This window comes from Paenibacillus sp. fava2 (assembly GCF_058313675.1).
This window is the reverse complement of sequence record NZ_CM177755.1, coordinates 5205936-5224206: the sequence shown is the minus strand read 5'-3', so window position 1 is coordinate 5224206 and position 18271 is coordinate 5205936. Positions and strand designations below refer to the sequence as shown.

General features: G+C 55.6%; 10 protein-coding genes. 8 read left to right on the top strand and 2 right to left on the bottom strand.

The window, feature by feature from the left end; all coding sequences use genetic code 11:
- Positions 1 to 65 precede the first annotated feature (65 nt).
- Both AC4G46_RS23110 and AC4G46_RS23105 read left to right on the top strand, forming a co-directional pair.
- Complete coding sequence (locus tag AC4G46_RS23110; RefSeq protein WP_491124769.1) at positions 66 to 2660, top strand: glycosylhydrolase-like jelly roll fold domain-containing protein; 2595 nt, start codon at positions 66 to 68, stop codon at positions 2658 to 2660.
- A 43-nt stretch (positions 2661 to 2703) separates the two neighbouring features.
- Complete coding sequence (locus AC4G46_RS23105; protein ID WP_491124768.1) at positions 2704 to 4155, top strand: 6-phospho-beta-glucosidase; 1452 nt, start codon at positions 2704 to 2706, stop codon at positions 4153 to 4155.
- Between the two features lie 103 nt (positions 4156 to 4258).
- Here AC4G46_RS23105 and AC4G46_RS23100 read toward each other — a convergent pair whose 3' ends face one another.
- A complete protein-coding gene (locus AC4G46_RS23100; protein WP_491124767.1) occupies positions 4259 to 4747 on the bottom strand; it encodes an LURP-one-related/scramblase family protein in 489 nt (162 codons plus the stop codon).
- Positions 4744 to 5652 carry a helix-turn-helix domain-containing protein gene (locus AC4G46_RS23095; RefSeq protein WP_491124766.1) on the bottom strand — a complete coding sequence of 303 codons (909 nt, stop codon included), beginning with the start codon at positions 5650 to 5652 and terminating at the stop codon, positions 4744 to 4746. Before AC4G46_RS23095 ends, AC4G46_RS23100 begins: the two co-directional genes overlap by 4 nt.
- A 179-nt stretch (positions 5653 to 5831) precedes the next feature.
- Between AC4G46_RS23095 and AC4G46_RS23090 the strand changes: the two genes are divergently transcribed.
- From AC4G46_RS23090 to AC4G46_RS23065, 6 genes are all read left to right on the top strand, one after another.
- A complete protein-coding gene (locus AC4G46_RS23090) occupies positions 5832 to 7988 on the top strand; it encodes a glycoside hydrolase family 52 protein (RefSeq protein WP_491124765.1) in 2157 nt (718 codons plus the stop codon).
- Positions 7989 to 8569: 581 nt separating this feature from the next.
- Complete coding sequence (locus AC4G46_RS23085) at positions 8570 to 10696, top strand: alpha-glucuronidase family glycosyl hydrolase (RefSeq protein ID WP_491124764.1); 2127 nt, start codon at positions 8570 to 8572, stop codon at positions 10694 to 10696.
- Between the two features lie 12 nt (positions 10697 to 10708).
- Positions 10709 to 11503: a Nif3-like dinuclear metal center hexameric protein gene (locus AC4G46_RS23080; RefSeq protein ID WP_491124763.1), complete on the top strand. Its 795-nt coding sequence runs from the start codon at positions 10709 to 10711 to the stop codon at positions 11501 to 11503.
- 198 nt (positions 11504 to 11701) lie between these two features.
- Positions 11702 to 12790 carry an IS200/IS605 family element RNA-guided endonuclease TnpB gene (tnpB, locus tag AC4G46_RS23075; RefSeq protein ID WP_491124762.1) on the top strand — a complete coding sequence of 363 codons (1089 nt, stop codon included), beginning with the start codon at positions 11702 to 11704 and terminating at the stop codon, positions 12788 to 12790.
- 362 nt (positions 12791 to 13152) lie between these two features.
- Positions 13153 to 14643 carry an extracellular solute-binding protein gene (locus tag AC4G46_RS23070; protein ID WP_491124761.1) on the top strand — a complete coding sequence of 497 codons (1491 nt, stop codon included), beginning with the start codon at positions 13153 to 13155 and terminating at the stop codon, positions 14641 to 14643.
- A 47-nt stretch (positions 14644 to 14690) separates the two neighbouring features.
- Positions 14691 to 18239, top strand: a complete 3549-nt coding sequence (locus AC4G46_RS23065; protein WP_491124760.1) for a glycoside hydrolase family 2 TIM barrel-domain containing protein — start codon at positions 14691 to 14693, stop codon at positions 18237 to 18239.
- Positions 18240 to 18271 lie beyond the last annotated feature (32 nt).

The window sequence follows — 18271 nt, the reverse complement described above, 5'->3', positions numbered from 1 at the left end:
AATTATCCGCTTACTTGCGGTATCAGATACATCAAATAGACAGAGAAGACAGGAGTGGAGCCTTTATGAAAAGACTTACTGAGGTTCTGGAAAATAAACAGGAAAACTACGTGCTTCCTTTTCTGTGGCTGCATGGAGAGCCGGAGGCGCTTTTAAGAGAATCGGTTGCCAAAATCCAGGAGGCCGGCATTCACGCCCTCTGCGTGGAATCCCGGCCGCACCCCGATTTCTGCGGTGAGGGCTGGTGGCGCGACATGGACATTATTATGGATGAGGCCCGCCGCCGCGATATGAAGGTGTGGCTGCTGGACGATTCCCATTTCCCGACGGGCTATGCGAACGGCAAGATTAAATCCGATCACCCCGAGCTGGTCAAAAAATATCTTAAAATCCATCAGCTCGATTTCGTTGGCCCGCTGCAGGACGCCTCTTTTCTCGTAAAATGGGGCAGCCCCGGCAACCGGATGAGCCTGACCGCAGCTCCCGTGGCCGTAAAAGACAAAATCCTCGGCATCATCGCAGCCCGGAGAACAGGCGAGAACAGCGTCGATCCGGCGAGTTTAGTTGATGTCAGCTCCCATGAGCAGGATGGTGTGCTGTACTGGGACATCCCGGAAGGAGACTGGCGGATCTTCATTCTGCTGGAGACGATTTACGGCGGGGAACCCCACACCGAAGGCTATCTGAATCCGCTTGATCCCGAGGCTGTAAAGGTGCTGATCAATGAGGTCTACGAATCCCATTATGCCCGTTATGCGGCGGATTTCGGCCGGACGTTTGCCGGGTTTTTCTCGGATGAGCCGCGGTTCGGCAATATGCACGGGGCCTTCGGCTCGATCGGCCGGGCGGAAATGGTGCTGCCTTGGAAGGAAGGTCTGCAGGATAGGTTCACTGATGAGGAACGGCTGCTGCCGCTGCTCTCAACCGTGGAGGCAGAGGGTGCAGAGCACGCCATCCGCTACAAATACATGGACATTGTAAGCCGGATGTACGGTGAAGCGTTCACCGGAACACTGGCAGCATGGTGCCGGGAGCACGGGGTGGAGTATATCGGCCATCTGATCGAGGACAACAATGCGCATGCGCGGCTCGGCTACGGGGCGGGGCATTTTTTCAGAGCGATATGGGAGCAGGATATGGCCGGCATCGATGTCGTACTGAACCAGATCATGCCCGGCATGGACAAAGGACCGTTCAAGTCAATGACGGCGAAGGGCTGGGACGGGGAGTTTTTCCATTATGGACTTGCCAAAATGGGCGCCTCACTCGGTCATCTCGATCCCAAAAAGCGTAACCGCACCATGTGCGAGGTGTACGGGGCTTACGGCTGGGCGGAAGGCATCAAGCTGATGAAGTGGATTACCGACCATATGCTGGTGCGGGGCGTGACCCATTTTGTACCCCATGCCTTTTCGCCAAAAGAGTTCCCCGATCCCGACTGCCCGCCGCATCTCGATGCCAGAGGCCATAATCCGCAGTACCGGTATATGAGCGTGCTGTTCAATTACCTGAACCGGGTCAGTCACCTGCTGAACGGCGGGCAGCATGTGGCGAACGTTGGGCTGCTGTATCATGCCGAGGCAGAATGGCTGGGTGAGTATATGCTGTTCCAGAAGCCGGCGAAGGAGCTGACGCAGCATCAGATCGAGTTCGATGTCGTTCCTGCGGATCTGATTGCACAGGCTGAGCTGGGCAGCGGCACATATACGATTAACGGACAGACGTTCAGCGCGCTGGTCATCCCTTATGCCGGGGCATTGCCGCAGGCGCTGCTGGAGCGGGTTAAGGTGTTCACGGATGCCGGTATCCGGGTGCAGTTCATTGACGGTCTTCCGGTGAGAAACGAGCACGGGGAGCAGTTGGATGGCGTGCTGCTGGAGCAGGCGGCGGTATGCGGGCTGGAGGATTTTGCGGCTCAGCTGATAAAAGAAAATCATCACGATGTGCACACCTCAGAGCATCAGCCGTACCTGCGCAGCTATCATTACCGTCAGCCTGAAGGCGATGTGTACATGTTCTTCAATGAAGATCCTTACAAGGTGATTGAAACGACAGTGACACTGAGCGGGGATCGTCCGGTTGTCGCCTATGACGGCTTCTCCAATCAGGTTAAGCCGGTATCGCAGTCGCAAGCTAACGGTAAAACGGCGGTTCAGCTGGTGCTGCATCCATACGAATCCGTTGTGGTGCTCGAAAGCCGGGAGGAAGCAGCGGAGGCGGCTCCGCAGCAGGCGAATGACGGCGCAGAAATCGCTGGGGAATGGAGCGTTTCTTTTGCTACAGCCACGGCGTACCCATCCTTTTCAGCAGAGCAGACGCTGGTTTCGCTAGGGGACATCTCCAGAGTGGAAGGCAAGGCGCGGTTCTCCGGAACGATGCGTTATGAGCTGGCGTTTACTTTGGAGGAAGCAGCTCCGGCTAATGCTGTGCTTGACCTGGGACGCGTGTATGAGGTAGCCGAGGTTACGCTTAACGGTCAGCAGCTGGGTGTCAAAATCTGCCCGCCTTACATCTTTGATGCAGGCAGCGCGCTGGTCGTTGGCGAGAACCGGCTGGTGGTTGAGGTAACCAACAACCTCGGCAAGCAGGAGCAGGACTTCTTGTCCCAGTACATGATCCACGAGCCGTCCGGGCTGCTGGGTCCGGTGATGCTACGGTAGGCAGCAGGTGAAAAAGAAGCAGAAGCAGAAGGAGCATAATATTATGTCAAAATATACTTTTCCCGCAGGGTTCCTGTGGGGCGGCGCAATCGCGGCCAATCAGACGGAAGGGGCTTACCGGGAGGACGGCAAAGGGCTGACTACGGTGGATCTGATTCCGTCCGGGCCGCAGCGGTGGGCTGTGATGGGCGGAAAGCTGGATGCTTTTGAGCCGCAGCCGGGGCTGATGTACCCGTCGCATGAAGCGATCGGCTTTTATCACAGCTATAAAGAGGATATTGCGCTGTTTGCGGAAATGGGCTTCAAGGCGCTGCGTGTGTCGGTGTCCTGGGCGCGGATTTTTCCAAACGGAAATGATGCTGAGCCGAATGAGCCGGGGCTACAGTTCTATGATAATCTGTTCGATGAGCTCCTAAAATACGGGATACAGCCGGTGGTGACAATCGCGCATTTCGATGTGCCGGTTCATCTGGTGCAGACGTACGGAAGCTGGAGAAGCCGCGAGCTGGCGGGGTTGTTTGAGCGGTATGCCATTACGCTGTTTACACGCTATAAGGACAAAGTGAAGTACTGGATGACCTTCAACGAGATTAACATGCTGCTGCATCTGCCGTTTGTCGGCGCGGGGCTGGTCTTTGGTGTGGGGGAGGATAAGCGGCAGATCCAGTATCAGGCGGCCCATCATCAGCTGGTGGCGAGCGCGCTGGCGGTGAAGGCCTGTCATGAGCTTATCCCGGATGCGCAGATAGGATGTATGCTGGCCGCCGGATCAACGTATCCGTATGTGTGCAATCCGGAGGATGTGTGGGATGCGATGAATAAGGACCGCGAATCATTCTTCTTCATCGATGTTCAATCCCGCGGGGCGTATCCCGGCTATGCCAAAAGGTTCTTTAAGGACAACGGGATTACGGTTGCGATGGAGCAGGGCGATGAGGAGCTGCTGAAGCACAATACGGTGGATTACATCGGCTTCAGCTATTATGCCAGCCGGACTGCCAGCACGGACCCCGAGGTGCTGGGCCGGATGACCAGCGGTAATGTATTCGGCTCGGTCGATAATCCGTATCTGCAAAAGTCGGCCTGGGGCTGGACGATTGACCCGCTCGGCTTCCGCATTACGGCCAATCAGCTGTATGACCGGTACCAGAAGCCGCTGTTTGTAGTGGAGAACGGGCTTGGCGCTGCCGATGAACCGGGTCCCGATGGAGAGGTAACCGACGACTACCGGATTGACTATCTGCAGAGACATATCGCCGCTATGGGCGAAGCGATTGAGGACGGTGTGGACATTATCGGCTACACCAGCTGGGGACCGATCGATCTGGTCAGTGCCTCAACCGGTGAGATGACCAAGCGCTACGGCTATATCTATGTCGACAAGGACAACGCCGGCAACGGTTCGCTGCAGCGGAGCCGGAAGAAGAGCTTCCACTGGTACAAGCAGGTCATTGCCAGTAACGGCGGGGACCTGTCGGCCGATGGGCTGGATTAGGATAAGCCGCATAAAATAAAATGATAAGACACCTCCAGGAGGATAGGCTCTGCCGCTAGACGGAGCGATCCCTGGAGGTGTTTTTTGTCAGAGATGAATATTGCTAAGAGCCCGCCCCCGCCGCATCATCAGCCTTCACGCAGTCAATCGCCACAACAATTGCAATCATGATAGCTTCCATCTGTTCATTCAAAATCTGAATCTTGTAGCTATCCCCCCAAGTGAACCATTCCTTGTTGACTTCACCAATAACGGAACCGCGCTGTAAGACCTGAAAGTTCATATCCCACCAGTTGCCGCGCACCTCAATGCCGGCTGAATCAATCGTATAGCGCGCTTTTAAAAAGGAAAATTCCTTCTTGATCGTCAGTATCTCCCGGCCGTTCACCTCCACAAAGAACTTCGGCAGCAAGCTGAACACCTTTTTCGTTATCAGTGCGACTTCTTCTCTCCGGGCATTCATAATGGAGAATGTTTTGGGGATCTGCATAAAGCTGCCCTCTACCAAATAGACATCCTGCTCCTGCTGGTTCTTCACTGTGAATTTTCCGCTCAGACTAAATACCTTCTGTTTCATGTACAGCTGTTTCATAATGAACCTCCTTCGCGGTACTCGCGCGGGGATTTGCCGTACCAGCGCTTGAACTGGCGGCTAAAGTGGGCGATATCCCGGTAGCCGAGGATCGCGGAGATATGGCTGACCGGCAGACGGAGATCGTCCAGCAGCACCTTGGCCTCATGGAGCATCTGCTGGGATAAGAACTCTCTCGGGGAGAGGCCGAATACCTGCCGGAATACCCGGTAGCAGTGCGAGGAGCTGATGCCCAGCTCTGCCGCGATATCATCGACGCCAAGTGTCTTATCATCCTGCGTATCCTGCTTGAACTGCTGATAGACAAGACTCTGCAGGCGGCTGCGGATCTGGTGGGCAAGCTCGACCTTTTCATAGCTGGCAGAAGACTGCAGGTTGGCCTCAACAGAGAAGGCTTCCCACAACTGGCCGAACAGGTCGAACACGGCAGACTGCAGCATCATCCGCTGGGACATTGTGATGTCCCCGTGAATCTGGCGGGAGATATCGACAAGTCTGGTGAGCGAGGGTGTCAACTTATGGGCAATCGTGCTGTCAGCCTTGAACAATACATGATGCAGCCGGCTTAAGAGCGAAATGAGAATTTTATCGTCGATATCAAAGTGTATGCAAAAATAGGTGAACGGCAGCCCGTCGCCGCTCGTGCTGGAGTGCGAGTCTCCGGGCCGCAAAAGGACCAGATCCCCGGCGCGCTGCGTATAGCTGCGGCTGTTGACGATGATCCGCTGTTCCCCGTCCAGCACATAGTTGAACTCATATTGAGGATGGGCATGAATTGGATAACTCCATGCACCGCTTACCGTCCGCAGATGCATGCCGAACAGGTTCAGCGTTGTTTTGACGTCAGGGATAATGATTTCACTAATGTTCTGGCCGAGTTCAGGCGGCAAAAAAGCCGAAGCCATAGGCGGTTCCTCCCGGTAAACAAGTTCTCTGTCCATTTTAGTATAGCGGAGTTTAGCTTGATTTGGGTAAATTTCTGCCTGATTTGGCAATGTCCCCGGCATAGAGCCTCATGATAGGATGAGAATGGGCAATCTATAAACTGCCAAACTCGGATGCTGCGTACCAGGAAGGAGCCATTATGACAAAGTCGAATCCATTCTATAATGTCCAGCATTCACCTATCGGGGCATTTGCAAGCTTCACACTCGGTTTTAAAGGTAAAAACGGAGGGCTCGGGCTGGAGCTGGGCAAGCCGGCTGACCAGAATATGTACATCGGATTTCAGTCTGCGGACGGTGAAAGCTATGAGATGCTGCCTTTTTTTGAGCAGGTGGCAGATGCCGGAGCCAGATATGATATAGAAAAAGCGGATGAGACCGCCAAAATTAAATTGAAAGCGTTTCAAGATGAGGCGATCAGCCGGACGCTTGGAACAGCAAGTGATACGTGGCAGGCTGGAGACCTGACCTTTAAGGTATACTCTCCTGTCCGTTCCGTACCTGATCCGTCCACAGCTGATGATGAATCGCTGAAGGCAGCGCTGCTGCCGGCGGTTTTTGCTGAGCTTACGCTCGATAACACACGGGGGACCTTTGCCCGCAGAGGCTTCTTCGGCTACGAAGGCAGCGATCCTTACAGCTCCATGCGCAGGCTGGGCGATACGAGCGGCGGCGCCTTTCAGGGGATCGGACAAGGCCGGCTGACGGGGATTGCCTGTGCGGAGGAAGGCGTGCAGTCGGCGCTCGGCTTTACCATGGAAAAGATTCTGGAAGCCAAGCTTGAGCATAATCTGTCCTTCGGACTGGGCGGCACGGGTGCCGTGTTGATGGAGGTTCCGGCGGGTGAAAAGCGGACGTACCGGTTTGCGGTTTGCTTTTACCGCGGCGGTCTTGTGACCACAGGAATGGATGCCAGCTATGCGTATACCCGCTTTTTCCGGAATATTGAGGAGGTGGCCGGTTATGCGCTGGAGCATTTCGGCGAACTGACCGCTGCCTGTACGGATGCTGACGCCTGGATTCACTCGGCCGGGCTTAGCACAGACCAGACCTTTATGCTGTCACATGCGATTCACAGCTATTACGGAAGCACGCAGCTGCTGCATGACGGGGAAAAGTATCTGTGGATTGTCAACGAAGGCGAGTACCGGATGATGAATACGCTGGATCTGACGGCGGATCAGCTGTTTTTTGAGCTGGTGATGAATCCGTGGACAGTACGGAATGAGCTGGAATTGTTCGTGGACCGCTACAGCTATGAGGATAAGGTTGTGTTTCCGGGCGAAACCAGGGAGTATCCGGGCGGCATCAGCTTCACCCACGATGTCGGTGTAGCCAATGTGTTCTCGCGTCCGCAGTATTCCGCTTATGAGCTGGCGGGGCTGGATGACTGCTTCTCCTATATGAGCCATGAGGAGCTGGTGAACTGGCTGGTCTCGGCGCTCGTCTATATGGAGCAGACCGGGGACCGTGAATTCACAGATAAGATGCTGCCAACGCTCCGGGCCTGCTTCGCGAGCATGCTGAACCGAGATCACCCGGACAAGGAGCAGCGCAACGGCCTGATGGGTCTGGACAGCAACCGGACGCAGGGCGGAGCCGAAATTACCACTTACGACAGTCTGGACACCTCGTTGGGACAGTCACGCAATAACATTTATATGGCGGGCAAATGCTGGGCGGCCTATGTGGCGCTGGAGAAGTTTTTCGGTCAGGAGGGGCTGGCGGAGCTGGCTGCGGAAGCTGGCCTGCAGGCTGAGAAATGTGCCTCTTCCATCGCGGCAGAACTGAACAACGAGGGCTACATTCCGGCTGTCATTCACGAAAACAACGATTCGCGCATCATTCCGGCGATTGAAGGGCTGATCTTCCCGCTTTTCACCGGCTGTGAAGAGGCGCTTGATCCGGCCGGCCGGTTTGCCGGGTACCTCAGTGCGCTGAACACGCATCTGCAGACCGTACTGGTTCCGGGCGTCTGCCTGTTCGCTGACGGCGGGTGGAAGCTGTCCTCCACCAGCAACAACTCCTGGCTCAGCAAAATTTATCTCTCGCAGTTTATCGCCCGCGAGATTCTGCATATGCCTTGGGAGGAGAGCGGCCATGCGGCGGACGCCGCCCATGTAAGCTGGCTGCTGCATCCCGAGCTGTCCTACTGGTGCTGGAGCGACCAGATTCTGGGCGGCCTGATCGGCGGCAGCAAATATTACCCGCGCGGCGTTACGGCTATCCTCTGGCTGCTGGAAGGCACGCGCAGCCGGTCACTGACGGAGCTGGCCGGACCTTCCGGCGCTAAATAAATTGTGCAGATAAAAGCTGGCGCGCTCTATAACTGCAGTTTGTGCAACTAAAAGCAGGGGAAATCCGCGTTTGGACAAAATAGCTGCATTTAGTACAGCTAAATCGGCTGAAATCGGGCTAAAAGGGCTTAATCGGCCGAAATAGGTGTACAGAGTACACTTAAATCGGTTAGAGGAGCAAAAATGGCCCAAATAGCTGTACAAAGTGAAGCTAAAGTTGTCAGGTGTAGCGGATACGTATCTTATTGGAACCAGGTCAGGTTCATGCAGGAGTGCTGAGCAAATGTGTATGGGCTAGTAGGCCGGGCGGGTGCGTAAGTCCGCTGTACTACGCAAATCTGCCGGCGGGGTGTGCAGAGCAACTAGCTGGTCGGATGTAGCGAGAGGCAAGCCGGGTGAGTAGGGTGAGTAGGGTGGATCAGTGAGCCGGACGGGTGTGCTGAGCCAGTTGTGGAATTGAAGTGTGAAGCGTATGCGCAGAGCCGACAGATTGCGTGATTATATCAAGTGTGCAGAAGCAAGTGTGGAAATAAAATGTGTTAAGTAACATTAATCAGGAACAATCAGGAGGAGATTTCCGGATGAATGAGGCTGGTGGAATTAACAATCTGTTGCAGGATCATGGCTATAATGCCTGGTTAAGCTACCCCGAGCAGCCGCAGGGCAAGCTGCGGGAGCAGTATGTACGATGGTGCGGAGCGGTCAGCGTTACAGAGACGGACGATACTGTTCAGGCTGCGCTGGCGGAATGGAAGCGGGGGGTTGCCTCGATGCTGGGCATTGAGGTGCAGGCGGAAGGTGTTCTGGCGATCACCGCAGCCAATGCCCCGAGTCATTCTGCCGGGACCGGCGCAGGCCCGGTCGTTGCCTTCGGCACCTTCGGGGGCGGGAACGCGCTGATCGGCAGCGTGTTTGCAGAGTCCGACATCCGCAAGGTGGGCCGCGAAGGCTTTGCCATCCGCACCAGCGCAGCGCATAACTGCATTGCTGTTGGTGCCTCCTCGCCGGCAGGTTTGCTGTATGGAGTGTTCCATCTGCTGCGGCTTATGGGTACACTTCAGCCCATCGAGGCACTTGATGAGGCAGTCAATCCGGTCAACAGCCTGCGGATGATCAACCATTGGGATAACTTTGACGGCAGTGTGGAACGGGGTTATGCCGGCAGGTCTTTTTTCTATGATAATAACCGGTTTATCGGGGATATGAAGCGGGTCCGTGATTATGCGCGCCTGATGTCCTCGGCCGGAATCAATGCCATTGCAATCAACAATGTGAATGTACATGCACTGGAGACACTGTTCATCTCGGAGTATCTGCCGCAGGTGGCCGAAATCGCAGACCAGTTCAGGCTGTACGGCATCCGGCTGTTCCTGAGTGTGAATTTTGCCGGGCCAATGCAGGAAGGCGGGACAGGTACAGCCGATCCGCTCGATCCGGGTGTACGCCGGTGGTGGCAGGACAAGGCAACTGAAATTTATCAGGCGATCCCGGATTTCGGCGGCTTTGTAGTCAAGGCGGACTCGGAGAACCGTCCGGGGCCGTTCACCTACGGGCGCGACCATGCCGACGGGGCCAACATGCTGGCTGAAGCGCTGGAGCCGTTCGGCGGCATCGTCATCTGGCGCTGCTTCGTATACAACTGCAAGCAGGACTGGCGTGACCGTAAGACAGACCGTGCGCGGGCAGCCTATGATCACTTCAAGCCGCTGGACGGCAGATTCAAGGATAATGTCATCCTGCAGATCAAAAACGGGCCGATGGATTTCCAGGTCAGAGAGCCGGTCTCCCCGCTGTTCGGGGCGCTTACGCAGACCAATCAGATCATTGAATTCCAGATCGCGCAGGAATATACCGGCCAGCAGCGCCATGTCTGCTATCTGGTTCCCCAGTGGAAAGAGGTGCTGGAGTTCCAGACCCTGGCCAAAGGCGAAGCTTCTCCGGTGAAGCGCATCGTGGACGGCTCGCTGTGGGGCAACCGGCACAGCGGGATTGCGGCGGTGTCCAACACCGGCAATGACACCAACTGGTCCGGCCATCTGCTGGCCCAGGCCAACCTGTACGGCTACGGCCGTCTGGCCTGGAATCCGGAACTCAGCGCGGAAGCAATTGCCGCTGAATGGATTGCCCTGACCTTCGGCAGCAATCAGGAAGTGGCGGATGTAATCAGCGGGATTTTGCTGGATTCATGGGAAATCTATGAATCTTACACTGCGCCGCTTGGAGTGGGCTGGATGATCAATCCGGAGCATCACTACGGGCCGAATGTGGACGGATATGAATATTCACAGTGGGGCACTTATCATTACGCCGACAATCAGGGGATCGGGGTCGACCGGACGGTGAAGTCGGGAACCGGCTATAGCGCCCAGTATATCAGCAGCAATGCTGCGCGGTATGAGTCGCTAGAGGAATGCCCGGATGAGCTGCTGCTGTTCTTCCACCATGTGCCGTACACCCATGTGCTCCATTCCGGCAAAACCGTGATCCAGCACATTTACGACACGCATTTTGAAGGGGCGCAGCGGGCGGAAGGGCTGTTGTCCTCCTGGCAGACCTTGAAGGACAAGGTAAGAGAGGATCTGTATGTGCAGGTGGAAGAGCGTCTTACAGGGCAAGCCGCGCATGCGAAGGAATGGCGTGACCAGATCAACACGTATTTTTACCGGAAAAGCGGTATAGAAGATCAGTTGTCACGTACCATCTACTAAGAGGATATAACCATGACGATTACCTTCGGAACCATTATTGACTGGCTGACGGCCGGAATCCCCGTGCCGGAGCAGACGGTAGACAGGCTGGAAACAGGAGCGCCGGAGACGGAGGTGTGGGGAATTGTCACCGCATTTACCGCCTCGCAATATGTGATAGAACAGGCGGCTGCCCTGGGAGCCAACCTGATCCTCTCCCATGAGGGGATCTATTACAGCCACCACGACCAGCGTGAACGGCTCAGTCAGGACCCGGTTTACCTCCAGAAGTCGGCGCTGCTTGCCCGACAGGAAACAGGCATTTACCGGCTCCATGACCATGTGCACCGCTATACGCCGGACGGGATTACCGAAGGGCTGCTTGCGGCGCTGGGCTGGCAGGGGAATGTGACGGAGCACCGCCCGGCGGTGTCCCTTCTGACGCTCCCGCCGATGACGGCCAGAGAGGCTGCGGAGCATGTGAAGGGCAAGCTGGGGATTTCCTATGTGCGTGCTGCAGGAGATCTATCGGCGGCCTGCAGCAGAATTGGCATTATGGTCGGCTACCGGGGCGGAGGCCAGCTGGCGATTCCGTTGTACGGGGAAGAGGGGCTGGATCTGATTATTGCCGGAGAGGGGCCGGAATGGGAAGCGCCGGAGTATGTCAGGGATGCGGTGCAGCAGGGGCGCAGCAAGGCGCTGATCATGCTCGGCCACGCCGAGAGTGAGGCGCCGGGCATGAAGCTGCTGGCAGAGCGGCTGACCGCACAGTTTCCGGCAGTGCCGGTGTATTTTATCCAGGATGCTCCGGTGTTTGAAGTGATTTAACTCCTGAACCTCCTTGCTGCCAAGGAGGTTTTTGGTTTTGCCGGCGTGTCCTAACGGCGGGACGATGCAGGCTTTTTATCTAAAAAAGCTGAGAATACTCCACCCTCGATAGGGTGGGAATGAATCTGCGGTATTTGACCTAAATCAGAACGTATGTGCTATAATATGAATAATATTACCAAAAATGAGGTGTCGCACATGCTGATACATCAAGCCTATAAATACCGGATCTACCCCACACCGGAACAACAGCAACTCATAAGGCGTATGTTTGGCTGCTGCCGCTTTGTGTTCAATTACTTTTTGGACACTTGGAATCAAAGCTATGCGGAAACGGGAAAAGGTTTGTCCTATCAAGCTTGTGCGACAAAACTCCCTGTACTAAAAGCGCAATACGACTGGCTGAAAGAAGTCGATAGCATCGCTTTGCAGTCGGTTGCCCGTCATGTGGCGGATAGCTTTGATCGCTTTTTCAAAAAGCAAAATCAAGCGCCACGCTTTAAGAGCCGGAAGCATCCGGTTCAAAGTTACACGACCAAATTCACGAACGGGAATATCGCCATTGATGGGAGTCGCTTGAAGCTCCCAAAACTCGGCTGGATGCGTTTTGCAAACTCCCGGAAGCTGGAAGGACGGATATTGACTGCTACCGTGCGTCAAAACGCCAGTGGAAAATTTTTCGTTTCGCTTGGTTGCGAAGTTGAAAAGAACCCACTGCCGCAAGTGGACGCACATATCGGAATCGATCTGGGTTTGAAAGAGTATGCTGTAAGCTCGAATGGTGAACGGTATGCCAATCCCCGCTTTTACCGCCAATATGAGAAAAAGCTGGCGCTTTGGCAGCGGCGGATGGCTCGGCGTACTTCGGGCGGCTCCAACTGGAAGAAAGCGAAGCAGCATGTCGCTCGCATTCACGAACGTATTGCGAATAAACGAAATGATTTTCTCCACCAACTGACAACGAAACTGATCCGTGAAAACCAAACGATTAGTATCGAACATCTGCGTGTCGCGAATATGATTCAGAATCCCAAGCTTTCAAAATCCATCGCGGATGCGTCTTGGGGGGAGTGGGTACGGCAACTGACGTACAAAGCCCTTTGGTATGGACGAACTCTTCGGATCGCCGATACGTTCGAACCGACCAGTCAGCGGTGTCACGTGTGTGGCACAATCCACTCGGAAGTTAAGAATCTTGCGGTTCGGGAATGGACGTGCAACGCTTGCGGTACGCTTCATGACCGTGATGAAAACGCCGCTCATAATATTGCACAAGTAGCGGTTTAACCGCCACCTATCCAAATGATAGAACTGCGGGAACGCAGGAATCGCTTGCTAAATAAGAAGAGGTTACTCTTCTGTTCGCAAGAATCCGCCACTTCAAGCGCTAGCTAAGTGGGGGAGAATTCAAGATAATGACAATCCATTTTGCATATTGAACATTGCTCCGGGCGCTGGTTATAGCTTACATTGAGAGTGCATGAAATCGCATGAAGTCGCACAGGGCGGTAACCGGCCCATATTTTACAGTGGAGGTCATCATGTTGATCAAAAGTTGGAGAGAAGGAAGAGCCAGGCATTCAGCTGTTTTTTTACTGGGTATTATCCTGCTTGCCGGAGGATGTGGAGGCTCTAATAATGAAAGCGCTTTGAAGACGCCTTCGGGCAATTCGTCTGCGGAATCCGCTGATTTTTCCTATCCGATGGCGGGGGATATCACACTCACCTTTATGAATGAGCAGCTGGGCGGGACACCGGAGCGTCTGCCGATCGATGATGAGTATGAGCTTAGAACGGGTATACGGATCAGGCAGCTCGGAGGCACGCCGATGACCGACCAGAAATTCAGTCTGCTGCTGGCATCGGGCGAGCTGCCGGATATTTTTCTCAATACCTGGCTGCAGTTTCCCGGCGGTCCGGATAAAGCGGTGGAGCAGGGCTATATTCTCAAGCTGAACGATTTGATCGACCAATATGCACCCAACCTGAAGCGGACGCTTGCCGAGCATCCCGAAATTGACAAAATGATTAAAACCGACGCCGGCACCTACTACGCCTTCCCGTTCATCCGTTCGGAAACCGGCAGGGTGTACGGCGGACCGGTTATCCGCCAGGACTGGCTGGACGAGCTGAAGCTTGGCATCCCGGAGACGATTGACGAATGGCACACTGTACTGACCGCTTTTAAAGAAAAGAAACAGGCTGCTGCCCCGCTGACGCTGCGGACCTTGTTCCTGGGTGAGCGGACCGGCGGTTTTGCCGGCGCCTTCGGGGTGATGGGCAACTTTTACGTCAATGACGGGAAGGTGGTCTACGGGTACCTGGAGCCTGGCTACAAGGACTATCTGAAGACGATGGCCCAGTGGTATAAGGAGGGGCTGATCGACAAGGATTTTGCCTCCATCGATGCGGCGACTGTGGATAAAAAAATGACCTCCGGCGAGAGCGGAGCGACGATCGGCTGGCAATTTTACATTGAGAGCTACAATTCGGCAGCACAGGCAGCAGGCAAACATGCTGACTATGCAGCCGCCCCGTATCCTGCAGCCGCCAAGGGGGAGACGCCGGAGTTCGGTCAGCTCGACAATGCCTATGCCGGAACTTACTCCGCGGCTATTTCGGCTAATACGAAGCATGTGGAGGCGGCGATGCGGTGGCTTGATTATGCTTTTACTGAGGAGGGCAGTATGCTGAATACCTTTGGCATCGAGGGAACTACGTATACTTTGGTGGGCGGCGAGCCGGTGTATACGGACTTTGTGGCGAATAACCCGGATGGTATTTCCAGCGACAAGGTAATGCTCAAGTACTCGCACAGCACGAACTTTCCCATGATTCAGCAGGATAATCATCTGCCGGTGAAGTTTGCCCAGACCACAGCGGCCCTGGACATCTGGAAGAATACGAACCACGAGCACCATCTGCTCCCGCCGGTTACGCCGACAGGCGAGGAATCCGACGAGCTGGGCAGCATTATGAACGATATCAATACCCTGGTGAAGGAAGCGGAGCTCAAAATCATTCTCGGCACCGAGCCGGTGGATAACTACGACAAATATGTGCAGCAGATGCGGGATATGGGGATTGAGCGGGCGCTGGACATTCAGCAGGCAGCCTATGAACGTTATCTGAAGCGCTGATACCGGGCGAGTATGCCGGAGAAAAAGATACAGGAGGAGAGTACAGGATGAACACTGCACGCAAATGGAACGGGGGCTGGCAGTTCAGCAAGCAGCCGCTGGGATCTGAGCTGACAAAAGTAATGGCAGAGGCGGACTGGATGCCCGTTACCCTGCCGCATGACTGGCTGATCTACGATACGAATGCGCTCTATGAGAACGGGGAGGGCTGGTACAGCAAGACGCTTACTCTGGATAAAATACCGCCGGAGCGCTGCTGCTCTCTGCGGTTTGAAGGCGTATACATGGATTCTGCCCTGTATGTGAACGGACAGGAGGCGGGGGAGTGGAAGTACGGGTATTCCACCTTTGAGTTTGACATTACGCCTTATCTGCAGGAAGGCGATAACACCATTGTGATGCGGGTCGTCCATGAATCGCCCAATTCCCGCTGGTACTCCGGAGCAGGCATCTACCGCTCGGTGTGGCTGCGTGAATATCCGCTGAGCCATATTGCAGCTGACGGAATCTACATTGCTGCGCGGCCGGCAGCCGGCGGGAACTGGACGGTAGATGTGGATACAGAGCTGGAACTGGCAGATACTTCCGACAGGCCGGGAGACTCCGGGCAGAACCATGCAGCCGGCGGGGAAAAGGCGGCTTATACGCTGCGCCATACGGTGCTGGACGGCGACGGTAATGCAGTGGCCCGGGAGGAGTCGGCCGTGCTGATGGCGGACGGCGGCGGAATGGTTCATGCCCACAGCCGTCTGGCAGTGGAGCAGCCGGCGCTCTGGGATATTGCCAGCCCGAGCCTGTACTGGCTGAAGACAGAACTGCTGGAAGGTGGGATCGTTATCCAGGAGGAGCGTGAACGGTTCGGCTTCCGGACAGTGGAGCTGGACAGTGACAAGGGATTTTTCCTCAACGGCCGCTCCTTTAAGCTGAACGGGGTGTGCCAGCACCATGATCTGGGTGCGCTGGGGGCTGCGGTTAATAAGGCTGCGCTGCGCCGGCAGATCGTGCTGCTGCAGGAGATGGGCGTGAACGCGATCCGCACGGCCCATAATATGCCTGCGGTCGAGCTGATGGAGCTGGCGGATGAAATGGGCGTGCTCATTGTCTCGGAGGCATTTGACATGTGGGAGCGCAGCAAAACGCCTTACGATTACGCCCGCTTTTTCCCGGAATGGTGGAGGAAGGATATTGCCAGCTGGGTCCGGCGCGACCGGAACTGCCCGAGCCTGATCATGTGGAGCATCGGCAACGAGATCTATGATACTCACGCGGGTGAGCGGGGCCAGGAGGTTACCCGGATGCTGCAGGATGAGGTACTACTGCATGACCCGCGCGGCAACGGTTTTGTGACGATTGGCTCAAACTATATGCCATGGGAGAATGCGCAGAAATGTGCAGACATCGTCAAGGTCGCCGGGTATAACTACGGCGAGAAATACTATGACACGCATCATGCGGAGCATCCGGACTGGATGATCTACGGAAGCGAGACCTGCTCGACGGTGCAGAGCCGGGGCGTCTATCATTTTCCGCTGGAGCAGCCGGTGCTTGCCGACGATGACCTGCAGTGTTCAGCGCTTGGCAACAGCTCGACCAGCTGGGGCGCGAAGAATACAGAAATCTGCATCACCGGTGACCGGGACGCCAAGTATTCCCTTGGGCAGTTTCTCTGGACCGGCTTCGACTATATCGGGGAACCGACCCCGTACCATACCAAGAACTCTTACTTCGGGCAGCTGGACACCGCCGGGTTCCCGAAGGATTCTTATTATATTTATCAGGCGGAATGGACGGATTACCGCACCGCTCCGATGATTCATATCTTTCCGTACTGGGATTTCTCTGAAGGTCAGCTGATTGATGTCCGGGTCTGTTCCAATGCGCCGCGGATCGAGCTGTTTCTGGATGATGTGTCACAGGGAACGTATGATATTGACCATGAAAACGGCCTGCAGCTGGTAGGGAACTGGAAGCTGCCGTACAAGACAGGAGTTCTCCGGGCCGATGCCTATGATGAGCAGGGTCAGGTGATAGCCTCGGAGCAGCGTGCTTCCTTCGGCGATGCCGCTGCTCTTGTTCTGGCAGCAGACAAACAGGAGCTTGCCGCTGATGGACAGGATCTGATCTTTGTCACCATTGCGGCTGCCGATTCTAATGGTCTCCCTGTGGAGAATGCCAACAACCGGGTGCAGCTGAGCATCGATGGGCCGGGAAGGCTGGTCGGCCTGGATAACGGGGACAGCACCGATTACGATGCCTACAAAGGCTCAAACCGCCGGATGTTCAGCGGCAAGCTGCTGGCGATTATTGCCGGCACCCTGGAGCCGGGGGCGATTACGCTGCGTGCGGAGTCGGCAGGTATTACCGGTGCTGAGATCGTGCTGCAGTCCGTGCCTGCGGCCAAGGCCGAAGGAGCGGAGCCGGAGGAGCCGGTGCTGTACGCGGATTGCCCGCTTGAAGCCGGGCGGGAAAACGGCCGGAGAGCCGGCGATAACGGCGGTGAAGCCTTACTTGAGGTGCCGGTGCGGAAGCTGGAGATCCTGTGTCCGGAAGGCACGCTGCTGACCCCGGAAAAGGCCGGCCTGCCCATCCGTGTGAAGCTGCACCCGGAGAACGCCGCTGATCAGGATGTGGAATGGCGCATCACTAATGCGGCTGGAGTGGATTCCAATATTGCTGCGCTTGAGGTTAAGGGACAGGAAGTGCGGATTACCCCTCTCGGGGACGGTGACGTCTTTGTGCGGTGCGGAGTGCGCAACGGGGCAGAGGGCATCCGGATCTATTCACAGATGGAGATCAAGCTTAGCGGCTTCGGCCAGGCTTATCTGAATCCGTATGAATTCATCTCCGCCGCCTATCACAGCAGCGCCAGCTACAACCTGACCAACGGCAATGAACGCGGCGTGGCGACGGCGCGTGAAGGGGAGAGCCTGATCTGCTTCGAGCGGATTAACTTCGGCAGCTACGGCGCAGATGAATTGACGATGCCTATATTCGCACTGGACAGCGATGAATATCCAATCGAGATCTGGGAAGGGATTCCGGGCCAGCCCGGCGCAGTACTGCTGGATACAGTATTGTACCAGAAGCCGTCCCGCTGGAATGTATATCAGGAGGAGACCTACAAGCTGCCCCGGCTGCTGCGCGGCATTACAACGATTTCCTTCATCCTGCGGAAAAAGATTCACCTCAAAGGCATCTTGTTTGCCCGCCGGCACAAAGCCTTTGCCCGCCTTGGTGCCCTGGAGAATAACCGGATATACGGCGATACCTTCTCCATCACAGAGCGTGCGATTGAGGGGATCGGCAACAACGTGTCGCTGATCTACGAAGACATGGATTTCGGTGAGCAGGAGGCCGTGCGGCTGCAGATTTGCGGCCGTTCCGAACTTGCTAATAATACCTTGCACCTGCTGTTCAGCGGTCCGGAAGGAGACTCCAAGCAGCTCGTTGAATTCCCGGGAGCAGACAGCTATACGGTGCGGGAATTTGCGCTTGAGCCGGTACACGGCTCACAGACAGTAACGTTCCTGTTCCTGCCGGGCAGTAACTTTGACCTGCAGTGGTTCCGGTTTCTGCAGGCTGAAGAAGGAGACTGACCCTCTGGAATGGAAGACCGTTAAGCGAATTA

Excerpts from the sequence above, each read along its gene's own strand:
- AC4G46_RS23110 (WP_491124769.1), top strand. The coding sequence starts at position 66 with ATGAAAAGACTTACTGAGGTTCTGGAAAATAAACAGGAAAACTACGTG.
- AC4G46_RS23105 (WP_491124768.1), top strand. The coding sequence starts at position 2,704 with ATGTCAAAATATACTTTTCCCGCAGGGTTCCTGTGGGGCGGCGCAATC.
- AC4G46_RS23100 (WP_491124767.1), bottom strand. The coding sequence starts at position 4,747 with ATGAAACAGCTGTACATGAAACAGAAGGTATTTAGTCTGAGCGGAAAA.
- AC4G46_RS23095 (WP_491124766.1), bottom strand. The coding sequence starts at position 5,652 with ATGGCTTCGGCTTTTTTGCCGCCTGAACTCGGCCAGAACATTAGTGAA.
- AC4G46_RS23090 (WP_491124765.1), top strand. The coding sequence starts at position 5,832 with ATGACAAAGTCGAATCCATTCTATAATGTCCAGCATTCACCTATCGGG.
- AC4G46_RS23085 (WP_491124764.1), top strand. The coding sequence starts at position 8,570 with ATGAATGAGGCTGGTGGAATTAACAATCTGTTGCAGGATCATGGCTAT.
- AC4G46_RS23080 (WP_491124763.1), top strand. The coding sequence starts at position 10,709 with ATGACGATTACCTTCGGAACCATTATTGACTGGCTGACGGCCGGAATC.
- tnpB (WP_491124762.1), top strand. The coding sequence starts at position 11,702 with ATGCTGATACATCAAGCCTATAAATACCGGATCTACCCCACACCGGAA.
- AC4G46_RS23065 (WP_491124760.1), top strand. The coding sequence starts at position 14,691 with ATGAACACTGCACGCAAATGGAACGGGGGCTGGCAGTTCAGCAAGCAG.